This is a genomic window from Chitinivorax sp. B, assembly GCF_005503445.1.
GTDB lineage: Bacteria > Pseudomonadota > Gammaproteobacteria > Burkholderiales > SCOH01 > Chitinivorax.
This window is the reverse complement of sequence record NZ_SCOH01000028.1, coordinates 1-20,210: the sequence shown is the minus strand read 5'-3', so window position 1 is coordinate 20,210 and position 20,210 is coordinate 1. Positions and strand designations below refer to the sequence as shown.

At 51.4% G+C, this 20,210-nt stretch carries 20 protein-coding genes; 14 read left to right on the top strand and 6 right to left on the bottom strand.

The features are described from left to right. Window positions 1-5: 5 nt before the first annotated feature. Genes FFS57_RS16460 through FFS57_RS16450 form a run of 3 tightly spaced genes read left to right on the top strand, consistent with a single transcriptional unit; the run spans window position 6 to window position 4,556 of the window. Window positions 6-851 (top strand): tetratricopeptide repeat protein, encoded by an 846-nt coding sequence (locus tag FFS57_RS16460; RefSeq protein WP_171014012.1) that lies wholly within the window; start codon window positions 6-8, stop codon window positions 849-851. A gap of 13 nt (window positions 852-864) precedes the next feature. Then, a complete protein-coding gene (locus FFS57_RS16455; protein WP_137938903.1) occupies window positions 865-2,181 on the top strand; it encodes a right-handed parallel beta-helix repeat-containing protein in 1,317 nt (438 codons plus the stop codon). Continuing rightward, window positions 2,178-4,556, top strand: coding sequence for a DUF2339 domain-containing protein (locus tag FFS57_RS16450; RefSeq protein ID WP_137938902.1), 2,379 nt, complete (start codon window positions 2,178-2,180; stop codon window positions 4,554-4,556). The genes FFS57_RS16455 and FFS57_RS16450 overlap by 4 nt, the downstream gene beginning before the upstream one ends. On the opposite strand, the gene FFS57_RS16445 is transcribed toward FFS57_RS16450, so the two are convergent. After that, window positions 4,516-5,301, bottom strand: coding sequence for a S1 family peptidase (locus FFS57_RS16445; RefSeq protein WP_249384027.1), 786 nt, complete (start codon window positions 5,299-5,301; stop codon window positions 4,516-4,518). The genes FFS57_RS16450 and FFS57_RS16445 overlap by 41 nt on opposite strands. Before the next feature lie 168 nt (window positions 5,302-5,469). Here FFS57_RS16445 and FFS57_RS16440 point away from each other — a divergent pair, with 168 nt between their 5' ends. Next, entirely contained in the window at window positions 5,470-6,222 is a 753-nt protein-coding gene (locus FFS57_RS16440; protein ID WP_137938901.1) for a GNAT family N-acetyltransferase, read from the top strand. A gap of 75 nt (window positions 6,223-6,297) precedes the next feature. After that, entirely contained in the window at window positions 6,298-7,101 is an 804-nt protein-coding gene (locus tag FFS57_RS16435) for a lysophospholipid acyltransferase family protein (RefSeq protein ID WP_137938900.1), read from the top strand. Here FFS57_RS16435 and FFS57_RS16430 read toward each other — a convergent pair. Beyond that, complete coding sequence (locus FFS57_RS16430) at window positions 7,022-7,849, bottom strand: symmetrical bis(5'-nucleosyl)-tetraphosphatase (protein WP_137938899.1); 828 nt, start codon at window positions 7,847-7,849, stop codon at window positions 7,022-7,024. The genes FFS57_RS16435 and FFS57_RS16430 overlap by 80 nt on opposite strands. A 156-nt stretch (window positions 7,850-8,005) precedes the next feature. On the opposite strand from FFS57_RS16430, the gene FFS57_RS16425 reads away from it, so the two are divergent. From FFS57_RS16425 to FFS57_RS25255, 8 genes are all read left to right on the top strand, one after another. Next, window positions 8,006-10,021: a UvrD-helicase domain-containing protein gene (locus tag FFS57_RS16425; protein ID WP_137938898.1), complete on the top strand. Its 2,016-nt coding sequence runs from the start codon at window positions 8,006-8,008 to the stop codon at window positions 10,019-10,021. A 254-nt stretch (window positions 10,022-10,275) separates the two neighbouring features. Further along, window positions 10,276-11,988, top strand: coding sequence for a proline--tRNA ligase (locus FFS57_RS16420; RefSeq protein ID WP_137938897.1), 1,713 nt, complete (start codon window positions 10,276-10,278; stop codon window positions 11,986-11,988). A gap of 5 nt (window positions 11,989-11,993) precedes the next feature. Then, on the top strand, window positions 11,994-12,521 hold the full coding sequence (locus tag FFS57_RS16415; protein ID WP_137938896.1) for a GNAT family N-acetyltransferase: 528 nt from the start codon (window positions 11,994-11,996) through the stop codon (window positions 12,519-12,521). After that, window positions 12,514-13,014, top strand: a complete 501-nt coding sequence (locus FFS57_RS16410; protein WP_171014011.1) for a GNAT family N-acetyltransferase — start codon at window positions 12,514-12,516, stop codon at window positions 13,012-13,014. Before FFS57_RS16415 ends, FFS57_RS16410 begins: the two co-directional genes overlap by 8 nt. Window positions 13,015-13,020: 6 nt before the next feature. Next, window positions 13,021-13,656, top strand: a complete 636-nt coding sequence (locus tag FFS57_RS16405; protein ID WP_137938894.1) for a lytic transglycosylase domain-containing protein — start codon at window positions 13,021-13,023, stop codon at window positions 13,654-13,656. 103 nt (window positions 13,657-13,759) lie between these two features. Continuing rightward, window positions 13,760-13,963, top strand: coding sequence for an outer membrane protein assembly factor BamD (locus FFS57_RS16400; RefSeq protein ID WP_137938893.1), 204 nt, complete (start codon window positions 13,760-13,762; stop codon window positions 13,961-13,963). Continuing rightward, window positions 13,938-14,087 carry a tetratricopeptide repeat protein gene (locus tag FFS57_RS26265; RefSeq protein ID WP_171014010.1) on the top strand — a complete coding sequence of 50 codons (150 nt, stop codon included), beginning with the start codon at window positions 13,938-13,940 and terminating at the stop codon, window positions 14,085-14,087. The genes FFS57_RS16400 and FFS57_RS26265 overlap by 26 nt, the downstream gene beginning before the upstream one ends. Next, a complete protein-coding gene (locus FFS57_RS25255) occupies window positions 14,087-14,224 on the top strand; it encodes a hypothetical protein (protein ID WP_171014009.1) in 138 nt (45 codons plus the stop codon). Before FFS57_RS26265 ends, FFS57_RS25255 begins: the two co-directional genes overlap by 1 nt. 67 nt (window positions 14,225-14,291) lie before the next feature. Here the strand turns inward: FFS57_RS25255 and FFS57_RS16390 are convergent, their stop codons facing one another. From FFS57_RS16390 to FFS57_RS16375, 4 genes are all read right to left on the bottom strand, one after another. Continuing rightward, the gene (locus FFS57_RS16390; RefSeq protein WP_137938892.1) at window positions 14,292-15,755 is read right to left on the bottom strand and encodes a DegQ family serine endoprotease; all 1,464 of its coding nucleotides are present in this window, start codon (window positions 15,753-15,755) and stop codon (window positions 14,292-14,294) included. Between the two features lie 61 nt (window positions 15,756-15,816). Further along, window positions 15,817-16,581 (bottom strand): exodeoxyribonuclease III, encoded by a 765-nt coding sequence (xth, locus tag FFS57_RS16385; protein WP_137938891.1) that lies wholly within the window; start codon window positions 16,579-16,581, stop codon window positions 15,817-15,819. A gap of 19 nt (window positions 16,582-16,600) precedes the next feature. Beyond that, window positions 16,601-17,110 carry a glutaredoxin family protein gene (locus FFS57_RS16380; protein WP_171014008.1) on the bottom strand — a complete coding sequence of 170 codons (510 nt, stop codon included), beginning with the start codon at window positions 17,108-17,110 and terminating at the stop codon, window positions 16,601-16,603. Between the two features lie 114 nt (window positions 17,111-17,224). Next, window positions 17,225-19,255 carry a M3 family metallopeptidase gene (locus FFS57_RS16375; RefSeq protein WP_137938944.1) on the bottom strand — a complete coding sequence of 677 codons (2,031 nt, stop codon included), beginning with the start codon at window positions 19,253-19,255 and terminating at the stop codon, window positions 17,225-17,227. 134 nt (window positions 19,256-19,389) lie between these two features. Between FFS57_RS16375 and FFS57_RS16370 the strand changes: the two genes are divergently transcribed. After that, window positions 19,390-19,938, top strand: a complete 549-nt coding sequence (locus FFS57_RS16370; protein WP_137938889.1) for a gamma carbonic anhydrase family protein — start codon at window positions 19,390-19,392, stop codon at window positions 19,936-19,938. The last annotated feature ends 272 nt before the right edge of the window (window positions 19,939-20,210 follow it).

The window sequence follows — 20,210 nt, the reverse complement described above, 5'->3', positions numbered from 1 at the left end:
CCCGCATGTTGAACCGCTTGTGCATGTTAGTCACCTTGTGTGGTTTGTCGATGATGGCGCATGCTGAAATCGACATGACGGATTGTGATCCGGTGCCACCACCTATGCCGGGTAGTTTCGGTCCATTTGATTACAACGATCCGGTTGAACGTGCCAAATCCCCCTTGGTTGAAAACGCACATTTCACCCCACAGGTTGAAAACCTGACACGAGGCCAAACCGGGCAGGCAGTGATGCCGGATATCCAGTACACATTGACCAAGTACCCTAATCATCCACGTGCCTTGCAGTCGCTGGTGAGATTGAGTATGCGTGAGAAGTCCGAACGCTTGCCTGGCTCGGTACGGAGTGTTACCTGCTTTTTAAAACGGGCGGCAGTGTTTGCGCCAAAGGATTTGGTGCCACGTATGTTGCTTGCCAAGCATTTGGCGCAAAGCGGCAAATCCGATGAGGCGATGAAAGTCTTGAAGGAGGCTGAGGAACTCTCGCCAGAAGATGCCAATCTCGCCTATAACATGGGCCTGCTGTATGTCGAGAAAAAGCAGTACGACAAGGCTTTGACCTCTGCTCACAAGGCTTATCTGGCAGGCTTCCCTTTGCCTGGTTTACGGGACAAATTGAAAAAAGCTGGAAAATGGACCGAACCTAAGCCAGCTCCGGTGGTAGAGACGACTAAACCGGCCGATGTTACGCCCCAACCTGAAGCTGGAAACAAATCTGCTTCTGGTGCCACTGCAGCTTCAGATACAGCTAAACCTGATGACGCTTCCAAGCCGACGGTTGAATCACCAACCTCAACAGATCCAGCGATTACGCCACCTGCGGATACCAAGCCAGCGGGTACACATTAAGGCTTGAGTCGACATGCGATGGTGGGTGTGGTTATGGTTCTTTGCAGTAGCATGGGCGCACGCGGCGCAGATCAGCGCTGATCCTTCCAGCTATCTGGATCAGTTGAAGCGCCTTAAGCCTGGGGATGAATTGTTGCTGGAGCCAGGCTCCTATACCAAGGGACTGCCTTTGTTTGGCTTAGTCGGGGAGCCGGATCGACCAATCATCATCAGTGGCGCTGGACCGAATCGTACCCGTCTGGTTGCCCAAGCCTACCGTAATACCGTCAGTATCGCCGATTCTGCTCATCTGATTGTTCGCAACATGTTGCTTGATGGGCAGGGTTTGCCAGCTGATGGTGTGCGGGCAGAGGGTAATGCCCGCTGGGCACATCACATTACGTTGGAAAACCTAGCCATCGTTAATCATGGTGCAAACCAAGGTTATGTGGGCATCTCGACCAAGTGCCCAGCGTGGGGTTGGGTGATTCGCAACAATCGTATCATTGGGGCTGGAACTGGATTGTACCTTGGCAATTCCGATGGGCGTGCCCCCTTTATCGGCGGGTTGATTGAAGAAAATCTGATTGTCGGTTCGTTGGGTTATAACTTGCAGATCAAGCATCAGGCAACGCGGCCGAACTTAGTGGGCATGCCCGAGGGTCGAAGTGTTACGGTGATTCGTCGTAATGTGTTGGTAAAGGCGGTCAACAGTAGCCGTGGCAAGGATGCCCGACCCAGCATGCTGGTGGGGCATTGGCCATTGGAAGGCACTGGTCAGCATGATCGTTACGATATCTACGGTAACCTGTTCTATGGCAATCCCAGTGAAGCCTTGTTTCAGGGTGAAGGGAATCTGGCGTTGTATAACAACCTGTTTGTGAATCCGACCGGCGACGCAATCAATATCCAGCCACATAATGATGTGCCGCGGCAGGTGTATGTATTTCACAACACCGTGCTGGCGGCCGGTAATGGTATTTATCTGCGCAATGGTTTGCTTGGGGCCTCATACCCACAATATATCCAACGCAATGCGGTTTTTGCTACATATCCGGTACAAGGTGGAGAGCAAGCACATAACGTGATTGGGAATTGGCAGGCCGCAGCCAGCCATCTGCGTTCACCATTTGCCAGGCCGGGTAAGCTGCGCCTTGATCCATTACCTGGAAAGCTGCAAATAAGCGAGCCACCATTGGAATGGATGGTGCCTTTGACGGATGCCAAGTTGGATTACGATGGCCGCCAAGCTACTCGAGACTACATCGGGGCCTATGCTGACAGTGCGAAATGGCCACTGGGCTTGCGTCATCACAAAATCATTGATCGATCTGGGGGCAAACAGCCTTGAGCAAGAAACCATCGGTTTTGTCATTGTTAGGCTATCGAGGAATGGCGCTGGTGTTTGCTTTCCTTGCAATAGGAGGGCTTTGGCAACGACCCTATGGTGTGTTGTTGGCGTTACTGATGTTGGTACAGGTTGGTTTGCAGAGTCGTTGGCCGGTGATCTGGTTGGCCACAGTGCCCGCGTTGATGCCGCTATTGGATTGGTCTCCCTGGAGTGGTTGGTTATTACTTCAGGAGTTCGAGTTGTTCATGCTTGTCGTGCTGGCAGTGGGCTATTGGCAGGCACCCAGACAGCAACGTGGTGGCCGTTTCTCGCCTTTGTCTGGGGTGTTGGTCGCGACATTTACCTTGTCCTGGTTGTCGTCCTTGGCCATGGGCGCAATGGATGCAAGGAACGAATTGGCCAGCGAACTTGGTTCGCTTGGGGCAATGAATGTATTGCGTGGCGCCAAAGGTTATCTGTTGGCTTTCTGTCTTTTACCGATGGTGCGAAGGGCATGGACCGACCGGGATACGGCACTGTGGCGTTTTTTCATGCCTGGTGCCACGGCAGGCTTGGCGCTGGCTTCGCTGGTAGTTGTATTTGAACGCTGGTTGTTTCCGGGGCTGACTGATTTTGCAAGTGACTATCGTGCTGTTGGCCCATTCTTTGAAATGTTTGCAGGTGGCGCTGCGTTAGACTGCTTTCTGTCTGCCTTGTTGCCCTTATGTGTCTGGGTCGCCTTGCGTCGGCGATTGGATTGGGTGGCGATGGCTGGCGGCGGCGTTTTGTTGATCGCAACCTATGCGGCCCTGACCAGTTTCTCCCGTGGTGTATATCTGGCCTATTTGTTCAGTGCCGTGCTACTGGCGTTGAAATTGGTTCGTCACGACAAGTCTGGCCCAGGTATTGGATGGTCATTATTGTGGCTGTTGCTGGGGGGGTACGGGTTGCTTCTCGTGTTCCAGAATGGTGGTTATCGTACTCTGGCGGCGGCGTTGCTGGCCATGCTGGCTGCCATCGCGTTGGCACCAGTAAGACTGCCGCATGGGCAAGGAAAAGGGATATTGATTGCACTAAGTCTGATCACTCTGGTTACAGTGCCCGCTTTAGCCTTGTTTGCCCCAAAGGGGGCCTATGTAGCAACAGCTATTACTGCTTTGATGGCGGTCATCGGGGCGATCATGGCATGGCGTGAAGGTAAGGGGCATGCCCATGTGCTGCACTGGGCAGGTGTGATTGGGCTATCCATCGCTGTGCCACTGGTTGCCCGACATTGGCGGCAGGATGACGGTTGGTGGCCCGTGTGGGGATGGGTCGGTTATCTGTGGTTGACCATAGCGATTGCCCGTTTCGCGGGTTGGTGGAAGCCGGCTCCTGTTGCTCTGGCTATGCCAGCGGGTGTTATGCTGATTCTTGGGCTGATCATCCCGGTGATGGGCAACTATTACATGGGTACTCGTTTTAGCCAGGTCAGTCAGGACCTGGAAGGTCGTAAGCAGCATTGGAGCGACGTGTTGGCTTTGGTTGACAGCACTCGTGGTATGTTGCTGGGTGAAGGTAAAGGCCGTTTTGTTGATGACTATTATTGGCACAATCGCAAGAGCGAGTCCCCCGGCGCGTTTGCCATCAAGGATGAAGGTGGTCGCTTCTTGCGCCTGATTGCACCACGTTATATTGGTGGCTTCGGTGACGTAGTGCGTGTGGGACAACGTGTTCAGGTAGGCAATGGTGAAACGCTCACGCTCTCGGCGATGGCCCGCAGTATGGAGCCGGGTGGCATTCTGTACGCTACGGTATGCGATAAATGGTTGTTGTATCCATTCAACTGTCAACATGCTCAGGTGAACAGTATCGGTACCCAATGGCAACCGATTTCTGTCACTCTCAAAGGCAATCGGGTGCTTGATCGTTGGTCTTGGTTGCGTCCGACAGAGTTGTCGCTGTCTACCAACAACACCAACAACAGCCGTAGTATCGATGTGACGGATTTACGTCTGACCGATGGCGCAGGCCGAGCCTTGCTGGACAATGGGAACTTCAATCAAGGGTTGGCATATTGGTCCTATACCAGTGATCGGCACCACTTACCTTGGCATGCCAAGAACATGTGGCTGCATGTTTACTATGAGCAAGGGCTGATTGGGGTCAGTTTGTTCAGTATTCTGTTGCTGGCGGCGATGGTGGCATTGCGTGACAAGATGCGACGCGGCGATGAACTGGCCCCGCTGCTGTTGGCTGCCGTGGTGGCAGCCTGTGCAGTCGGGTTGTTTGATAGCTTACTGGATTTTGCCCGAATCGAGTGCTTGATCTTCTTACTACTGTGGCTATCATTGATGCGCAGTGATACTAGGCCAGTCAAGGCTTCACCAACTTCTCACGGATCAGCTCGTCAATAAACTTCGCCGGGATCGCATAACTGATGCCGGATGGTGTGGCTAAGGCTGCTTCTTTGGTGCCTTTGACAAACACCATATTGATGATGCCGATGACTCTCCCGGATTCAGGGTCGAAGACGGGACTGCCACTGTTGCCGGGATAGGCTGTAGCATCCAGTTGCAGAATATTGAAACCACCATGCTTGAGGCGATTGACTACACGTGGGTCCAATTGTCGTGAGTTGAGCGCAGGTAACACAATCGGTGATATGGCTGAGATGTAACCAAGGTGCGTGGCCGGGTGCAGGCCTAATGCCATGCCGATTGGAAACCCGGTAAAGGCGATACGCTGACCTTCGCGGATGCTGTCGGAATCGCCGATTGGTAGTGATGGCAGGCTGTTGCCGGTAATTTTGATGGCTGCCAGATCATGTGCCGGATCTTGTGCAAGTACGGTACCTTCACGGAATATTGTCTTGTCGTCCTGGCGCAGAATGATGCCAAGTTTTTCCTGCTGTTCGCTGGCGATGACGCGTGGGATGACGTGAGCATTGGTGATGATGATATTGCCGTCTGCAACGACAAAACCGGTACCCATGATATTGAGCGGTGGTTGCCGAGTGGGTTGGTGGGTGCCGATGGCTACAACACTGGGTTTGATCTTGTCGATCACTTCTGGCAGGCTGCTTGCTCCCGCCCATGCAGGCACTAAAGCCAACAATGAACCTAATAGCATGGTGCGACACATGCGGCTAACCGATGTCATGAACCTTCCCCCGTATCAGGATGTCGTATACGGCCAGTATATACGATAGGCTACCCCCGGACGCAGCGAAACCGACCGCCGCAGCGTCATCAAAACTTAACGCAATAGTCATTTTGCTGGCATGCGTCAGCACTAACGTTGCAAAGGTCGAACAAAGTGGAGAAAGCAATGTTACAAGCTCGAGCCAACGAACACTTGCAAGGCGCATGCCGCCTGTCTGTAGCTTTGGCGACAACCAGTGAAGAAGTACTGGAAGCGCAGCGTCTCCGGTATCAAGTATTTGCCGAAGAAATGGGAGCCCGTCTTGATGGCCAAGAGCCGGGGATAGATCAGGATATGTTCGATCCGTTTTGTGAACACCTGCTTGTGCGGAATGAAATCTCGGGTGAGGTGGTGGGTACCTATCGCATCCTGGCCCCCTCGCAGGCGCGTAAGATTGGGAACTACTATTCCGAATCCGAATTCGATCTGGTGCGCTTGGCCAACCTTCGCAATCGCATGGTTGAAGTTGGCCGTTCCTGCGTTCATCCGGATTATCGTTCCGGTGGGGTCATCACCCTGTTATGGTCGGGTCTGGCCAATTACATGGTGCGTAACAGCTATGAATACCTGATTGGTTGTGCCAGCATCAGCATGGCGGATGGTGGCCATAATGCGGTGGGTATCTACAATCAAATCAAGGATAAGTATTCAAGCCCAATCGAGTGGCGTGCCTTTCCACGTTGCCCGTTGCCAATGTCGGCGATCGAAGGGAGTCGTGATGTCAGCTTGCCTCCGCTGATCAAGGGTTATCTGCGCGTCGGGGCAATGGTATGTGGCGAACCGGCTTGGGATCCGGATTTCAATACCGCTGATTTGCTGATGTTGTTGCCAATGTCGCATATGGATAAGCGGTATTTACGCCATTTTGTAGGCCGTTAAGCACGTAGACGAACCTGAAACGCTACAATTGCGGGTTCCTGCCGGCTGGGCCGGTACCCTGTTTGTGGAGTTGCAGTGAGTAAAACCTGGTTGCTTACCCGCATTTGGCGTATTTCTCGACTGACTTTTCATTTGTTCAAAGGGGTGGTGATTGTGGCTGCCCGGTTTGGTACGGCAGACCGTGACTTACGGGTAACCACTATCCAGCGCTGGTCGCAACAGATGCTGCTGCTGCTGAATTTTGAGGTTCGTGTGGTGGGAATACCTCCCGGTATTTATCCTGCCAACACATTGTTGGTGGCAAACCATGTATCGTGGATCGATATATTTGTACTGAATTCAATTACAGTCTCCCGGTTCGTCGCCAAATCGGAAGTGCGTCGCTGGCCTGTTATTGGATGGTTGTGTGTTAAGACCGGGACACTCTTCATTGAGCGACAGAAGAAAAGGGATACTGCTCGAGTTGGAAATATAGTGTCAGCCTCGTTGGCAGAGGGCGACTGTATTGCGATGTTTCCGGAAGGGACGACTGCTGATGGCACCTACCTTCGCCCATTCAATGCATCACTGTTCCAGCCGATTCTGGAATCTCAAGGTCGAGTGCAACCAGTTGGGCTGCGCTACCTGTACCTAGATGGACAGCATGCCATAGCACCGGCTTACACCGACAACTTGTCACTGCTTGCTTCTATTTGGCGTATTGTCTCGGCCAAGCAGACAGTGGCTGAACTTCATTTCTGTCGCCAATTGAATGCGGAAGGAGCACATCGTCGCCATCTGTGCAAAGAGGCAGAGGCAATCATTGCCACTGCGTTAAATCTGCCGCTGCTGCACAAGGGAGCTGATAAACCTGTCGATCCTCCAGCCGAAGCGCCGTAAGGCTGCCTCCCCACAGGCACCCGGTATCGAGCGCTGCCAGATCGTCCCGCAGGGACAGACCTAAAGCGGACCAATGCCCACACACAATCGGGGTATTTGCACTGCGACGCCCTGGCGCATCGAACCAAGCACAGAGATGTGCGGGCGCGTCCGGCAGCTCGCCTTTGAATTTCAGGTCGATCTCGCCATCTTGTGTAGTCAACCGCATGCGGGTCATGGCGTTGACAATTAGCCGGATGCGATCCCAGCCCTGTAAATCGTCGGACCACCGCTTGGGTTCGTTGCCATACATATGTCGAAATAGTTCTCCGTGGTCGGGGCCACGCAGAATGTGCTCTACCTCGGCTGCTAGTAGACGTGCATCTGTTACAGTCCATTGCGGTAACAAACCGGCGTGAACCATCAACCAGCCTTGATCAAGATGAACCAATGGCTGCTGTCGGAGCCAATCCAGTAGCACATCACGATCAGGCGCGTCCAGAATGGGCTGCAGGGTATCGCTCTTGTGTAACTTGCCATGGCCTGCAGCAACCGCCAATAGGTGCAGATCGTGATTGCCGAGGACCGCAGTCACTCGATCTTGATGCTGGTAGGCCCAACGCAGCACCTCCAACGAACAAGGTCCACGGTTGACCAAGTCACCCGTTAGCCAGATACGGTCGGTGGTGGGGTTGTAATTGATCAGCTCCAACAGGTTTTGAAAAGGCTGATAACAGCCCTGGATGTCGCCGATGGCATAGGTTGGCATGATGAAGTCGCAAGCTTGGCTGAGTCGTTCATTATATCGGCCGATCAGTCTGACTTGTGTGCCATGTTAATATGCCAACCTGTCAGCCCGTATGCCATCTTTCCAAGTGATTGGAAAGATTGGCAGTTTAAGCATCAATCCTTGTGATGTCACAGCATGCCACCACCTAGCCTCAATCCTCCACAACGCGAAGCCATTCACTATGTCGACGGCCCATTGCTGGTGCTCGCTGGGGCCGGGTCTGGCAAAACGCGAGTGATTACCCACAAGATTGCCTATCTGATCAACGAATACGGCATGTCAGCACGTAATATTGCTGCGATCACCTTTACTAACAAGGCTGCACGCGAGATGCAGGAGCGTGTGGAAGGCCTGCTGCATGGATCGGCAGGTCGTGGTCTGACGGTATGTACCTTTCACAGCCTGGGCATGCAGATCATGCGGCAGGAGTCGAAACGGATTGGTTACAAGCCACAGTTCTCGATTCTGGATGCGAATGATGGCTACAAAATCGTTAGCGATATCCTGAAAACGACGGATAAGGAAGAAATTCGCCGGGTACAAAGCATCATCTCGCGCTGGAAGAACGATTTTGTGTCGCCGGAAGATGCCTTGAACAACGGCAGCCATGAAGGTGAATTCCACGCAGCACGTTGTTATCGTACATATCAGGACACATTGTTCGCCTATCAGGCCATGGATTTTGATGACTTGATCCGTTTGCCGGTGGAGCTGTTTGAGCATGACGAAGAGGCGCTGGAGAAATGGCGCAACAAGCTGAAATACCTGTTGATCGACGAATGTCAGGATACCAACACCTGCCAGTACAAACTGGTAAGGCAATTGACCGGGCGCTGGGGCAAGTTCACTGCGGTGGGGGACGATGACCAATCGATCTACGCCTGGCGTGGCGCCAATATGGAGAACCTGCGGCTATTGCAGCAGGACTATCCGAATCTGAAACTGGTCAAGCTGGAACAGAACTACCGTTCTACCTCCCGTATCCTGCGAGCAGCCAACTCAGTGATTGGTAACAACCCCAAACTATTTGAAAAGACGTTGTGGAGTAATTTGGGTGAAGGTGATCCAATCAACATTTTAGCCGTCAAGGATGATGAGCATGAAGCAGAAACCATCGCCATGCGTATCCTGGCGCATAAATTTGAGCACGGTAAGCGCTTCCTGGATTACGCCATTTTGTATCGCGGCAACCACCAAGCTCGTGTCATCGAGCAGGCGCTGCGTAACCAGCGTATCCCGTATGTGATGAGTGGTGGTCAATCTTTCTTTGACAAAGCGGAAATCAAGGATGTGATTGCCTACCTGCGCTTGTTGGCCAATCAGGATGACGACCCGGCCTTCATCCGGGCTGCAACCACACCCAAGCGAGGCATTGGCAATATCACGCTCGAAAAACTAGGTACCTATTCCGCTGAACGTCACATCAGCCTGTTTGCGGCGGCTACCGCACCGGGCATGGAAATACATCTGCAGGAAAAGCAATTGGGGCCGTTACGTACTTTCTGTGACTTCATCAACCGGATGCAATGGCGTGCTGAGCGAGAGCCCGCAGGTGTGGTGTTGATGGACATTCTGAAGGCTATCGACTACGAAATCTGGCTTTATGATTCGGAAGAGGGTAAAGCAGGCGAAACCAAGTGGAAGAATGTGATGGATTTCGTCGGCTGGGTGACCAAGAAAGGGGAAGAAGATGGCAAAACCCTTATTGATCTGGCCCAGACCATTGCTTTGATCACCATGATGGAAAGCCGGGATCAGGCTGAGATTGATGCGGTACGGATGACTACGTTGCATGCATCCAAAGGGTTGGAATATCCCCATGTGTTTCTGGTGGGGTGTGAGGAAGGCATTCTCCCGCACCGTGAGTCTGTCGATAACGGCATGGTGGAAGAAGAGCGTCGGTTGATGTATGTCGCCATTACTCGTGCTCAATGGAGTTTGACCATCACGCATGCGATGAAGCGCCGACGTGCCGGTGAATGGACCGTCTGTGAACCATCTCGGTTCTTGGGTGAGTTGCCAGGCGATGATATTCGCTGGAGTGGCAAGCCAGGTGAGAAGCGGGAGTTGAGCGTGGAGGAGAAGAAGTCACGTTCAGCGGCACTGTTGGCTTCGCTCAGGCAAAAGAACGGCCAAGGTCCGGGTGTCTGAGCAGGGGGTGTTTGCCGGTTCGATGACATGGCTTGATCATGTGAGTGATCCAGCTTCACAGGGGTTCATCAGTCTCGCTCAGACTACTGAATGATGCCCTTTCCTTTATTGAAAATCAGTTGCTTGCGCTTATCCAATAATGCAATCCACCCTCTTCAATCGCATTTACTGTTGCTGCTGCGTTCAGGCGATGACCCAAGCGCCATAACGCAGTAGAATTGAAACCTTTTTTCAAAATTGTCAGGAACTTTGCAATGCGCACCTCGCAGTTTTTTCTGTCCACCCTCAAAGAAGCGCCGAACGAAGCGGAGTTGCCCAGTCACAAGCTGATGCTGCGCGCTGGCCTAATCAAACGTCTGGGTAGTGGTTTGTATACCTGGATGCCATTGGGCTTGAAGGTATTGCGCAAGGTGGAAGCCGTGGTGCGTGACGAAATGAACAAGGCTGGAGCATTGGAATTGCTGATGCCAGCAGTTCAACCTGCCGAACTGTGGCAGGAAACCGGTCGTTGGGACGTTTTCGGCCCGCAGATGCTGAAGATCAAGGATCGTCATGATCGCGATTTCTGTTTCGGCCCGACACACGAAGAAGTGATTACCGACATCGCGCGTACCGAGATCAAGAGTTACAAACAGCTGCCACTGAATTTCTATCAGGTGCAGACCAAATTCCGCGACGAAATCCGTCCCCGTTTTGGCGTGATGCGTGCACGCGAATTTGTGATGAAGGACGCTTATTCCTTCCATACAGATTTTGCCAGCCTGCAAAGCACGTATGACGTGATGTACCGTGCCTACTCCAATGTCTTCACCCGCCTGGGTTTGAAGTTCCGTGCTGTGGCTGCGGACACCGGTGCGATTGGTGGTGATGGTTCGCATGAATTCCATGTGCTGGCTGATTCCGGTGAAGATGCATTGGCGTATTGCCCGACTTCCGATTTTGCCGCCAACTGTGAGCTAGCCGCAGCATTGCCACCGGTTGCAACACGTGCTGCAGCGGCTGAAGTCATGCGTGACGTGGACACACCCAAACAGACCACTTGCGAGCAAGTGGCGGAGTTGATGGGGATTCCGCTGTCACGTACCGTGAAATCCATTGTGCTGATGGCTGGTGAACAATTGCACCTGTTATTGTTGCGTGGTGATCATGGCCTGAATGAAGTCAAAGTGGGCAAGCTGGCTGGTTTGGCTGATTTCCGCTTTGCAACGGAAGAAGAAATCCGTGGCTTCTTCAATTGCCCACCGGGCTTCCTGGGCCCGGTCGGTATCGATCGCAGCAAGATCCGTGTCATTGCTGATCACACTGTGGCCGCAATGAGCGACTTCGTTGTGGGCGCCAACAAGCCCAAGTTCCACATTGCGGGCGTCAACTGGGGCCGTGATTTGCCGGAACCAGATCAAGTGGCAGACATCCGCAACGTCGTGACAGGTGACCCAAGTCCGGATGGTAAAGGCACTTTGGAAATCTGCCGCGGTATTGAAGTAGGGCATATCTTCCAGTTACGGACCAAATACTCGTCTGCTATGGGTTGTACTTATCTGGATAAGGATGGCAAGACCCAGCCGATGGAAATGGGCTGCTATGGTATCGGAGTGTCCCGCATTGTTGGGGCCAGCATCGAGCAGAACTTTGACGAGAAGGGCATCATCTTCCCGGCCGCGATGGCACCGTTCGTTCTGGCTATCGTGCCGGTGGGTTACTACCGTAATGAACTGATCAAACAGGAAGCGGACAGGTTGTATGCTGAGCTGCAAGCGGCGGGTGTCGATGTGGTGCTGGATGACCGTGATGAGCGCCCTGGAGTGATGTTTGCCGATATGGAACTGATTGGCATCCCTCACCGCATTACCTTGGGTGAGCGTGGCCTGAAGAATGGCGAGATCGAATATCAGGCCCGTACCGATGCAGCGGCAACGGTATTGCCACTGGCCGATGCAGTGAATCAGCTCAAGCAAAAGCTTGGTTGATATCAATGGCCAATCCCGCGATTATCTTACGTAGAGCGGCAATCGAAGATGCGGAAGCAGTCGCCCGCATTTTCGACGATTTGTCTGCCGTAGCAGGCACCATGCAGTTGCCTTGGCCATCTGTCGAAGGGTGGCAAAAGCGGATGGTGACACAGGAAGATGATCACATTGAGCTGGTTGCCTTGATTGGAGATCAGCTTGTGGGTACGGCTGGTATTCGCGGAGAGGCCAAACCACGCCGCAGGCATGTGGCCCACGTATGGATTGCAATCGCTGATGCATGGCAAGGACAAGGTGTGGGCAGCTGCCTGATGGCGGAGTTGATTCATCTGGCAGATCGCTGGCTGAATGTATCGCGGCTGGAGCTGACGGTGTATACCGATAATGCAGCAGCCATTGCGCTTTATCGCAAGTTTGGCTTTGTGATTGAAGGGGAGCATCAACGGCACGCTTATCGTAATGGAGAATGGGTCAACTCATACTCCATGGCGCGTTTGCGGCCGATACTGGAGGAGGGTGGTGCTTGTGTTTGATTCCGCATCAATTCTAATCCGGCGCGCCAATGTAGCTGACGTACCTACTCTGACAGAGATATATGCTCATCCTGCCATTCGTGAGCAGCTGATGCAGTTGCCGCATATGGATCAATCATTTTGGCGGGATTGGATCACCAATGCGCCGCCTACGCGCCATATTCTGATTGCCGAACAGGTTGGTGAGATTGTGGGCGAAGTGACATTGAGTGTGATGAGCAAAACACCACGCAAGCATTGTGGCAGCATTGCACCGGTGGTTCGTGCGGACCGGCATCGACAAGGTATTGGCAACTTGCTGATGACGTCGGTATTGGATTTGGCTGATAATTGGCTGAATCTTCAACGGCTTGAATTACAAGTACTTACTTACAACGAGCCAGCGATAGCGTTATACAAGAAACATGGATTTGATATCGAAGGCACCTTGCGGCATTTTGCATTCCGCGATGGGCGGTATGTCGATGCCCATATGATGGCAAGGTTAAGGTAAGAAAAAATGAAATCAAGGTATGTTCAGATCATCGCAGTCTTGTTTGCAGCAATGATGGCAAATCAGGTTCGGGCTGGTGCTCAGCTTGAAGAGCAATTGTCTGCGAGTGTTCAGGCGTCGTTGCAACGTGCAGTGGCAGATAATGCAGCTCCCCGTTTGGTATTCGAAAATCAGGCTGATGCGCAGGCTTGGATTACCGATATGTCCAAACGATTGGAAAAGCGCATGCCGGATCCGGAAGTACGACGGCAGTTTTTGACATCTGTTCACTACGAAGCGACTCGTGCTGGACTTGACCCGCAACTGGTCATGGGATTGATTCAGGTGGAATCTGGTTTCCGTAAATATGCAGTTTCCAGTGTAGGGGCCAGGGGATTCATGCAGGTCATGCCGTTCTGGGTACGTTCAATTGGCACCAGTGAACATAACCTGTTCCATCTGCGAACCAATTTACGGTATGGTTGTACCATCCTGCGTCATTACTTGGATATTGAAAAGGGAAACCTTTTCCGTGCCTTGGGGCGTTATAACGGTAGTTTGGGCAAACCGGAATACCCCAATATGGTGCTGGGGGCCTGGAAGCGGTTCTGGAACTATCCAGTGACAACTGCCAGTGTGGCTTCTCCACCATCCAACAGCTAATTCCGTATCAACGGGCAGTTAATCTGCCCGTTTTTTTATTTAGCCTAGCGCGTGGTGCAACGCCCCAAGTCCAGTGGATTGGTTATACAAGGGAGTGGGTGGAATGAAGCGAATGACGTTGGCTGCGATATTGGTTTTATCGTTGGTAACTATTGTACCGGCCCAGGCCATGGGAAACTGGGGTGGTGGCGACAGTCAGACGGATGATGTGGATTATTCGGCTGGTAAAACAGCTTTGAAAGCAGAAAACTGGCAGGGTGCAATTGAGGCAATGAATAAGGTTGTGGCACGATACCAATGCTTATAACTGGCTTGGTTATGCGCACCGGAAACTGGGCGACCTGCCTAATGCTTTCAGGCACTATGAACGTGCGCTGGAAATCAATCCGAAGCACAGGGGGTACACGAATACATTGGCGAGGCTTATCTGATGGCAGATGACTTACCTAATGCCGAAAAGCATCTGGCGATTTTGGATAAGCTGTGCTGGGTGACTTGTGAGGAATTTCGTGAATTGAAGAAGAAGGTAACTGAGTATAAAAATAAACTACAACAAGCATCACAATAACCTGCTATAAACATCAACCAACATGGCGGCCCGGAACGGCCACCATATCGGTTTTGGTCATGAGTGATCAACGCAATTTCAGCGGGAGGTAGAGCGTATTACCTTCGCGCAACACCAGTAGTGCGATCGTACCCCCGTCAAAGCGACTGACCAGTTTGCTGAATTGCGCTACGCTGGAAACTTCGGTTGAATTCACTGCCAGAATGACATCATTGGCTTCCAGCCCGGCTTTGGCTGCAGGCCCATCAACGTCCTCAACCAGAACTCCGGCTTTGATACGTAATTCGTGACGTTGTTCGGACGACAAATCAGAGAGCTGTAAACCGAGCCGTGCGATTTTTGCAGGAGCAGTCTGTGGCGGTTCTGTGCTGGTAATCGTCTTGTCGGTTGGCATTTCAGCCACGGTAACTTTCAGTACCACTTCCCGGCCCTTACGCCATACTTTTAAATCGGCTTTGGTGCTTGGTTTGATGTTAGCAACCAATAATGGTAGCTCGTTCGACGATTTCACGGGTTGATTGTTGAACGCAATGATTACATCACCAGCTAGCAAGCCAGCTTTGGCAGCAGGGCCATCTGCTTCCACCATTGATACCAGTGCACCGTCAGTACTCTTCAGGCCAAAGCTTTGCGCCAGTTCCTGAGTGAGGGGTTGAATCTGCACACCAATTCGACCACGGCTAACCTTACCGCTTTCCTGCAACTGTTTGGCCACATTCAGGGCAACATCAATTGGAATGGCAAATGAGATGCCCATATAACCACCCGAACGCGAATAGATCTGCGAGTTGATCCCTACTACTTCACCACGCATATTGAAGAGCGGGCCACCCGAATTGCCTGGATTGATCGGTACGTCAGTTTGAATGAATGGAACATAGCTTTCATCTGGTAACGATCGGCCTTTGGCGCTGACAATACCAGCGGTGACTGAATTGTCGAAACCAAATGGTTGGCCAATGGCAACAACCCACTCGCCGACCCGCAAGTTATCCGGGTCACCCAATGGTACCTTGGGCAAGCTGGTACTGTTGATCTTGACCAGCGCAACATCCGTTCGACGATCTACGCCCACGACCTTTGCCTTGAACTCACGTTTGTCGGTTAGTCTGACATTGACTTCGTCTGCTTCCGCCACAACATGGGCATTGGTCAGAATATAGCCATCATCTGAAATAATGAACCCGGAACCCAGTGACTGTGTCTGATATTGACGTGGTGCCTGTGGCGGTGCAAAACGTTTGAAAAATTCGTAGAAAGGATCGTCTTCCGATAAGCCCGGGCCACCGCGACCACGCGTACTGACTGTTTGAGTAGTACTGATATTGACCACCGCTGGTCCTTCTTTGTCGACCAATGTGGTGAAGTCCGGAAGTGTGACTCCAGGATTACGCTGGATGCTCGGCAGATTGGAGGTATTCGATGGCTTGGCATCCTTGTCCACCACATCTGTTGGTGGTTTGTTGCAACCTGCCAGCAATGCGGTGGCGATCAGCAGGGAGCAAAGGCGATGCATTGGTAACTTCTTCATACAGTTCCTGTGTTGATCGGGCAAACAAAACATATGTACGTCTTGGCAATGATCGGACGTCTTAGTTCAATGTGGCAATGACAGGAGTGTGATCGGATGGGCGTTCGTTATGTCGAGGGGTAACGTCAATGACACATTGACTACACCGCTCAGCCAAGGCTGGGGACAGTAAGATGTGATCAATACGCAAGCCTAGGTTACGCTTGAAGCCATTCATCCGGTAATCCCACCAGGTAAACGATTTGTCTGCTTGTTCAAATGCACGGAAACTGTCTTGCATGCCCATGGACAACAAATTCTGGAATGCCTCGCGTTCCGGTGGGCTTACCAGAACCTGTCCTTCCCAGGCTTTGGGGTCATGGACATCACGGTCTTCAGGTGCAATGTTGTAATCACCTAACAATGCTACTGCAGCATACTTGTTCAGTTCGACTTTCAACCAGTCTTGAAGCGCTGCCAACCAGTGCAGCTTGTACTGATATTTGTCCGAGTCCAAGCTTTGTCCGTTGGGAAAGTAGGCGCAAATGACCCGTACGCCCGCTATCGTGCATGCTAGCAGCCGTTTCTGCTCATCTTCCAGATTTGGAAGGTTGACTTGCACATCGTCGATTTCATGCTTGGACAGAATCGCAACACCGTTATAGGTTTTCTGGCCAGCAAAGGCCACGTGGTAGCCTGCTGCTTCAATTTCACTGCGTGGGAAGTTATGGTCTTCCAGTTTGGTTTCCTGTAAACACAATGCGTCAACAGGGTTGTTAGCTAACCAAGCCAAGACTTGTGGCAGACGAACTTTGAGCGAATTGACATTCCATGTGGCCAGTTGCATTGATTGGTATGACTCCGTGTTATTGGCCGCCATTGGCCGGTTTATTAGGCGTGGCAACAGTCTCTTTGGGTTTATTGGCTACTGCGGGGTTCTCTGATTTTGGATAGCCTGCTTCATCCAATGCAGCGTTCCATGAACCAGGTTCAAAGCCAGTGACAGTTTTGCTGCCAATCAACAAGACAGGAATCTTGTCGGAGCCAGTCAGTTTCTTCAGTTCGTCAAAGTAGGCTTGCTGAGTGCCAGGGTTTTTCAAGGTATAAGGTATTCCACGTTTGCTCAGAAATTGCTTGGCATTCGTACATACTTCACCGCAGTCACTGCTGAACAAGGTCACGGGCGACTTGCGAATGGCTTCCTGTATGGCATAGCCATGCAGTGAGGTTTGAATGGTGCTGGCCTTATAGTCTTTTTGCTGGCCTTTGACATTGGGTGGTGGCGGTTGATCGGAGAACACCGTCTTGCCTGTGGCTGGATCTGTCCAACTATAGACTTGACCGGCAACGGCACCACCGGCAAGGGAGACCAACATGATAGTGATCAAAGACTGTCTGAACATGATTTAAGTCCCAAGTTAAGTGTTCATGACAACATTATATCAGCATACCCCGGTCAACCTGCCGATAGCCTTGGCTGTGGCCGTTACTTAGGCTGCTTCGCTCATGCCGTTGTGTCGTAACAATGCATCAATTTCCGGTTCACGCCCGCGAAATGCCTTGAATGAATCCAAGGCGGGTCTGCTGCCCCCAACTGCCAAAATTTCATGCCAGAACCGACGTCCGATTTCTGGGTTCAATATGCCGTTTTCTTCAAATGCAGCATAAGCATCCGCAGACAATACTTCAGCCCATTTATAGCTGTAATAGCCGGCTGCGTATCCTCCAGCAAAAATATGGCTGAATGATTGTGGGAAGCGATTAAACTCTGGCGGGATGACCACTGCGACCTCTTTACGAACATCCTGTAGGATATCCATGACTGTTCTACCTTTGCCAGGAGTGAAACCGCTATGGATTTGCATGTCAAACAGGCTGAACTCCAATTGCCGGACAAACTGCATCCCACTTTGGAAGTTTTTAGCAGCGATCATTTTGTCATAAAGCACCCGAGGTAAAATTTCACCGGTATCAACATGGCGTGTCATCTGGGAGAGTACATCCCATTCCCAACAGAAATTCTCCATGAATTGGCTTGGTAGTTCGACCGCATCCCATTCCACACCATTAATTCCGGAAACGGGCCGCTCACTCACATGCGTCATCAAATGATGCAGGCCATGACCAGCTTCATGGAATAGCGTGATTACTTCATCATGCGTGAACAAGGCAGGCTTGTCACCGATTGGCGCCGAAAAGTTGCAAACAAGGTAGGCTACAGGCGTTTGGATATAGTCTTGTTTATTGACGCGGGAGATCGCGTCATCCATCCATGCGCCACCACGTTTGCCGGTGCGTGCATAAAGATCCAGATAGAATTGACCAATCAACTGGCCTTGATGTTCTATGCGATAGAACTTCGCATCTTTATGCCAAGTCTCGGCCTGATCTGCTTTGATTGTGACGCCGTAAATGGTCGATAGCAGTTTGAACAAACCGTCCAGAACCACAGGTTCAGGGAAGTACTGTTTGACTTCTTGATCGGAGAACGCATATCGTGCTTCCCGAAGTTTTTCGCTGACATAAGCCGTGTCCCAAGCTTCCAGCTTATCTATGCCTAGTTCAATACGAGCATAGGCGTTCACTTCATCCCAGTCTTTTTGGGCAAATGGTTTGGCTTTCGAAGCTAAATCTCTGAGAAAGCGCATGACTTGCGTAGGTGATTCAGCCATCTTTGTTGCAAGTGAGACATCTGCATAGGTTGTATAGCCCAGCAAAGTGGCTTCTTCAGTACGCAGTGCCAGAATTTGGTCAATTAATGGAGTATTGTCCAACTCTGCAGGGCCAAATTCGGATGCTCTAGTCACGAATGCATGGTAAAGCGTTTCGCGTAAGGTGCGATTGTGACAATACTGCATGACCGGTAAATAAGACGGGATCTGCAATGTCAGCTTGTAACCTGTCTTGCCATCTACCTCGGCCGCTGCTTGAGCTGCTGCAAGACTGTCGCTTGGCAAGCCATCCAAGTCCTCTGCATGATCAATATATAGGCTGTAAGCATCGGTTGCATCCAGTAAGTGTTCACCAAACTTGGCGGACAGATTGGCCAGCTCTTCCTGTAATATCTTAAAGCGTACTTTCTTATCTTCAGCCAGTTCAGCTCCTCCTAATACAAAATCACGTAGTTCATCGTCGATAATTTTGCGCTGAGTGCTATCTAGCCTAGCCCATTCGTCCGAAGACTTGAGTGCCTTGTATTTTGCATACAGCCCAAGATTCTGTGCCAAGTCCGCATAGAATTGGGTGATCTTGGGTAGGTTTTCGTTATAGGCTTCCCTCAGTTCTGGGCTTGATACGACGTAGTTCAAATGATTGACCTGACTCCAAGCACGGCTAAGTTTCTCCAAGCCTGCATCGAGTGGGCGAATAAAACCTGTCCACGTTGGTGTTGCGGGATCAGCAACTAACTGTTCGACCAACGCTTGGTTCTCAGCCAGAAGCTGATCAATGGCCGGATTGACATGTCCTGGCTTGATTGCGTTGTATTTGGGAAGGCCGGTGAAATCAAGCAGTGGATTCATTATTCTGTTCCTGTATGTAGGAGACTGACAGGGAAGTTTGCCCTGTGGACCGTATGATTGCAGGCACATTAAGGTATGCCTTGTATATCTCATGAACTTTGGGGCAATCTGAGTAATCTCAAGAGGATTTTGTAATGTTTAATAGTATCGGTAGCTATCAAGGTATGGCACCCACGGTTCCAGCTTCCTGTTTTATTCATCCCGGAGCCCAAGTCATCGGTGACGTGGTGTTGGGTGAAAATGTCTCGATCTGGCCATTTGCTGTTGTGCGTGGTGATGTGAATTCAATTCGTATTGGCAACAATACCAACGTACAAGACTTGTGTATGCTTCATGTATCGCATCGTCGTCCGGAGGATCCCGAAGGTGCACCACTGATTATTGGGGAGAATGTCACAATAGGTCACCAAGTGGCATTGCATGGATGCACAATTGGTGACGAATGTCTGATCGGGATTGGTACGATTGTATTGGATCGGGTCATCATCGAGTCCCAAGTTGTGGTGGGGGCGGGCAGTTTGGTACCGCCAGGAAAAGTCTTGAAGTCTGGTTATTTATACCTGGGGCGACCAGTAAAAGAAATTCGCCGACTGACTGAAGCTGAGTTGGCGCACTTTAAATATTCAGCAGAACACTATGTTCGGGTGAAACGTCATTACCAAGCAGAAGTAGGCCAAATTTGATCATTTCCCGGAACTTTGATCTCGCAGCTAGGCGCACACCGCTGTGTACTGTGAACGGAGTTGCCGAATTTCCAAGACATAGGTCTTATATTAATCAAGTGGTTGTAGAAATGTTGCAAGAAATTTTCTGAATTTGGTTGACGGTGCGGTAGTGGATGCGTATAGTTCGGCCTCTCTCGCAGCGACGCGGCGAAACGAATAGATGTTTTGACTGCGCAACTGAATGATCTTTAACAAAAAAATACAGTCGATAAGCGTGGGCGCTTATGGGT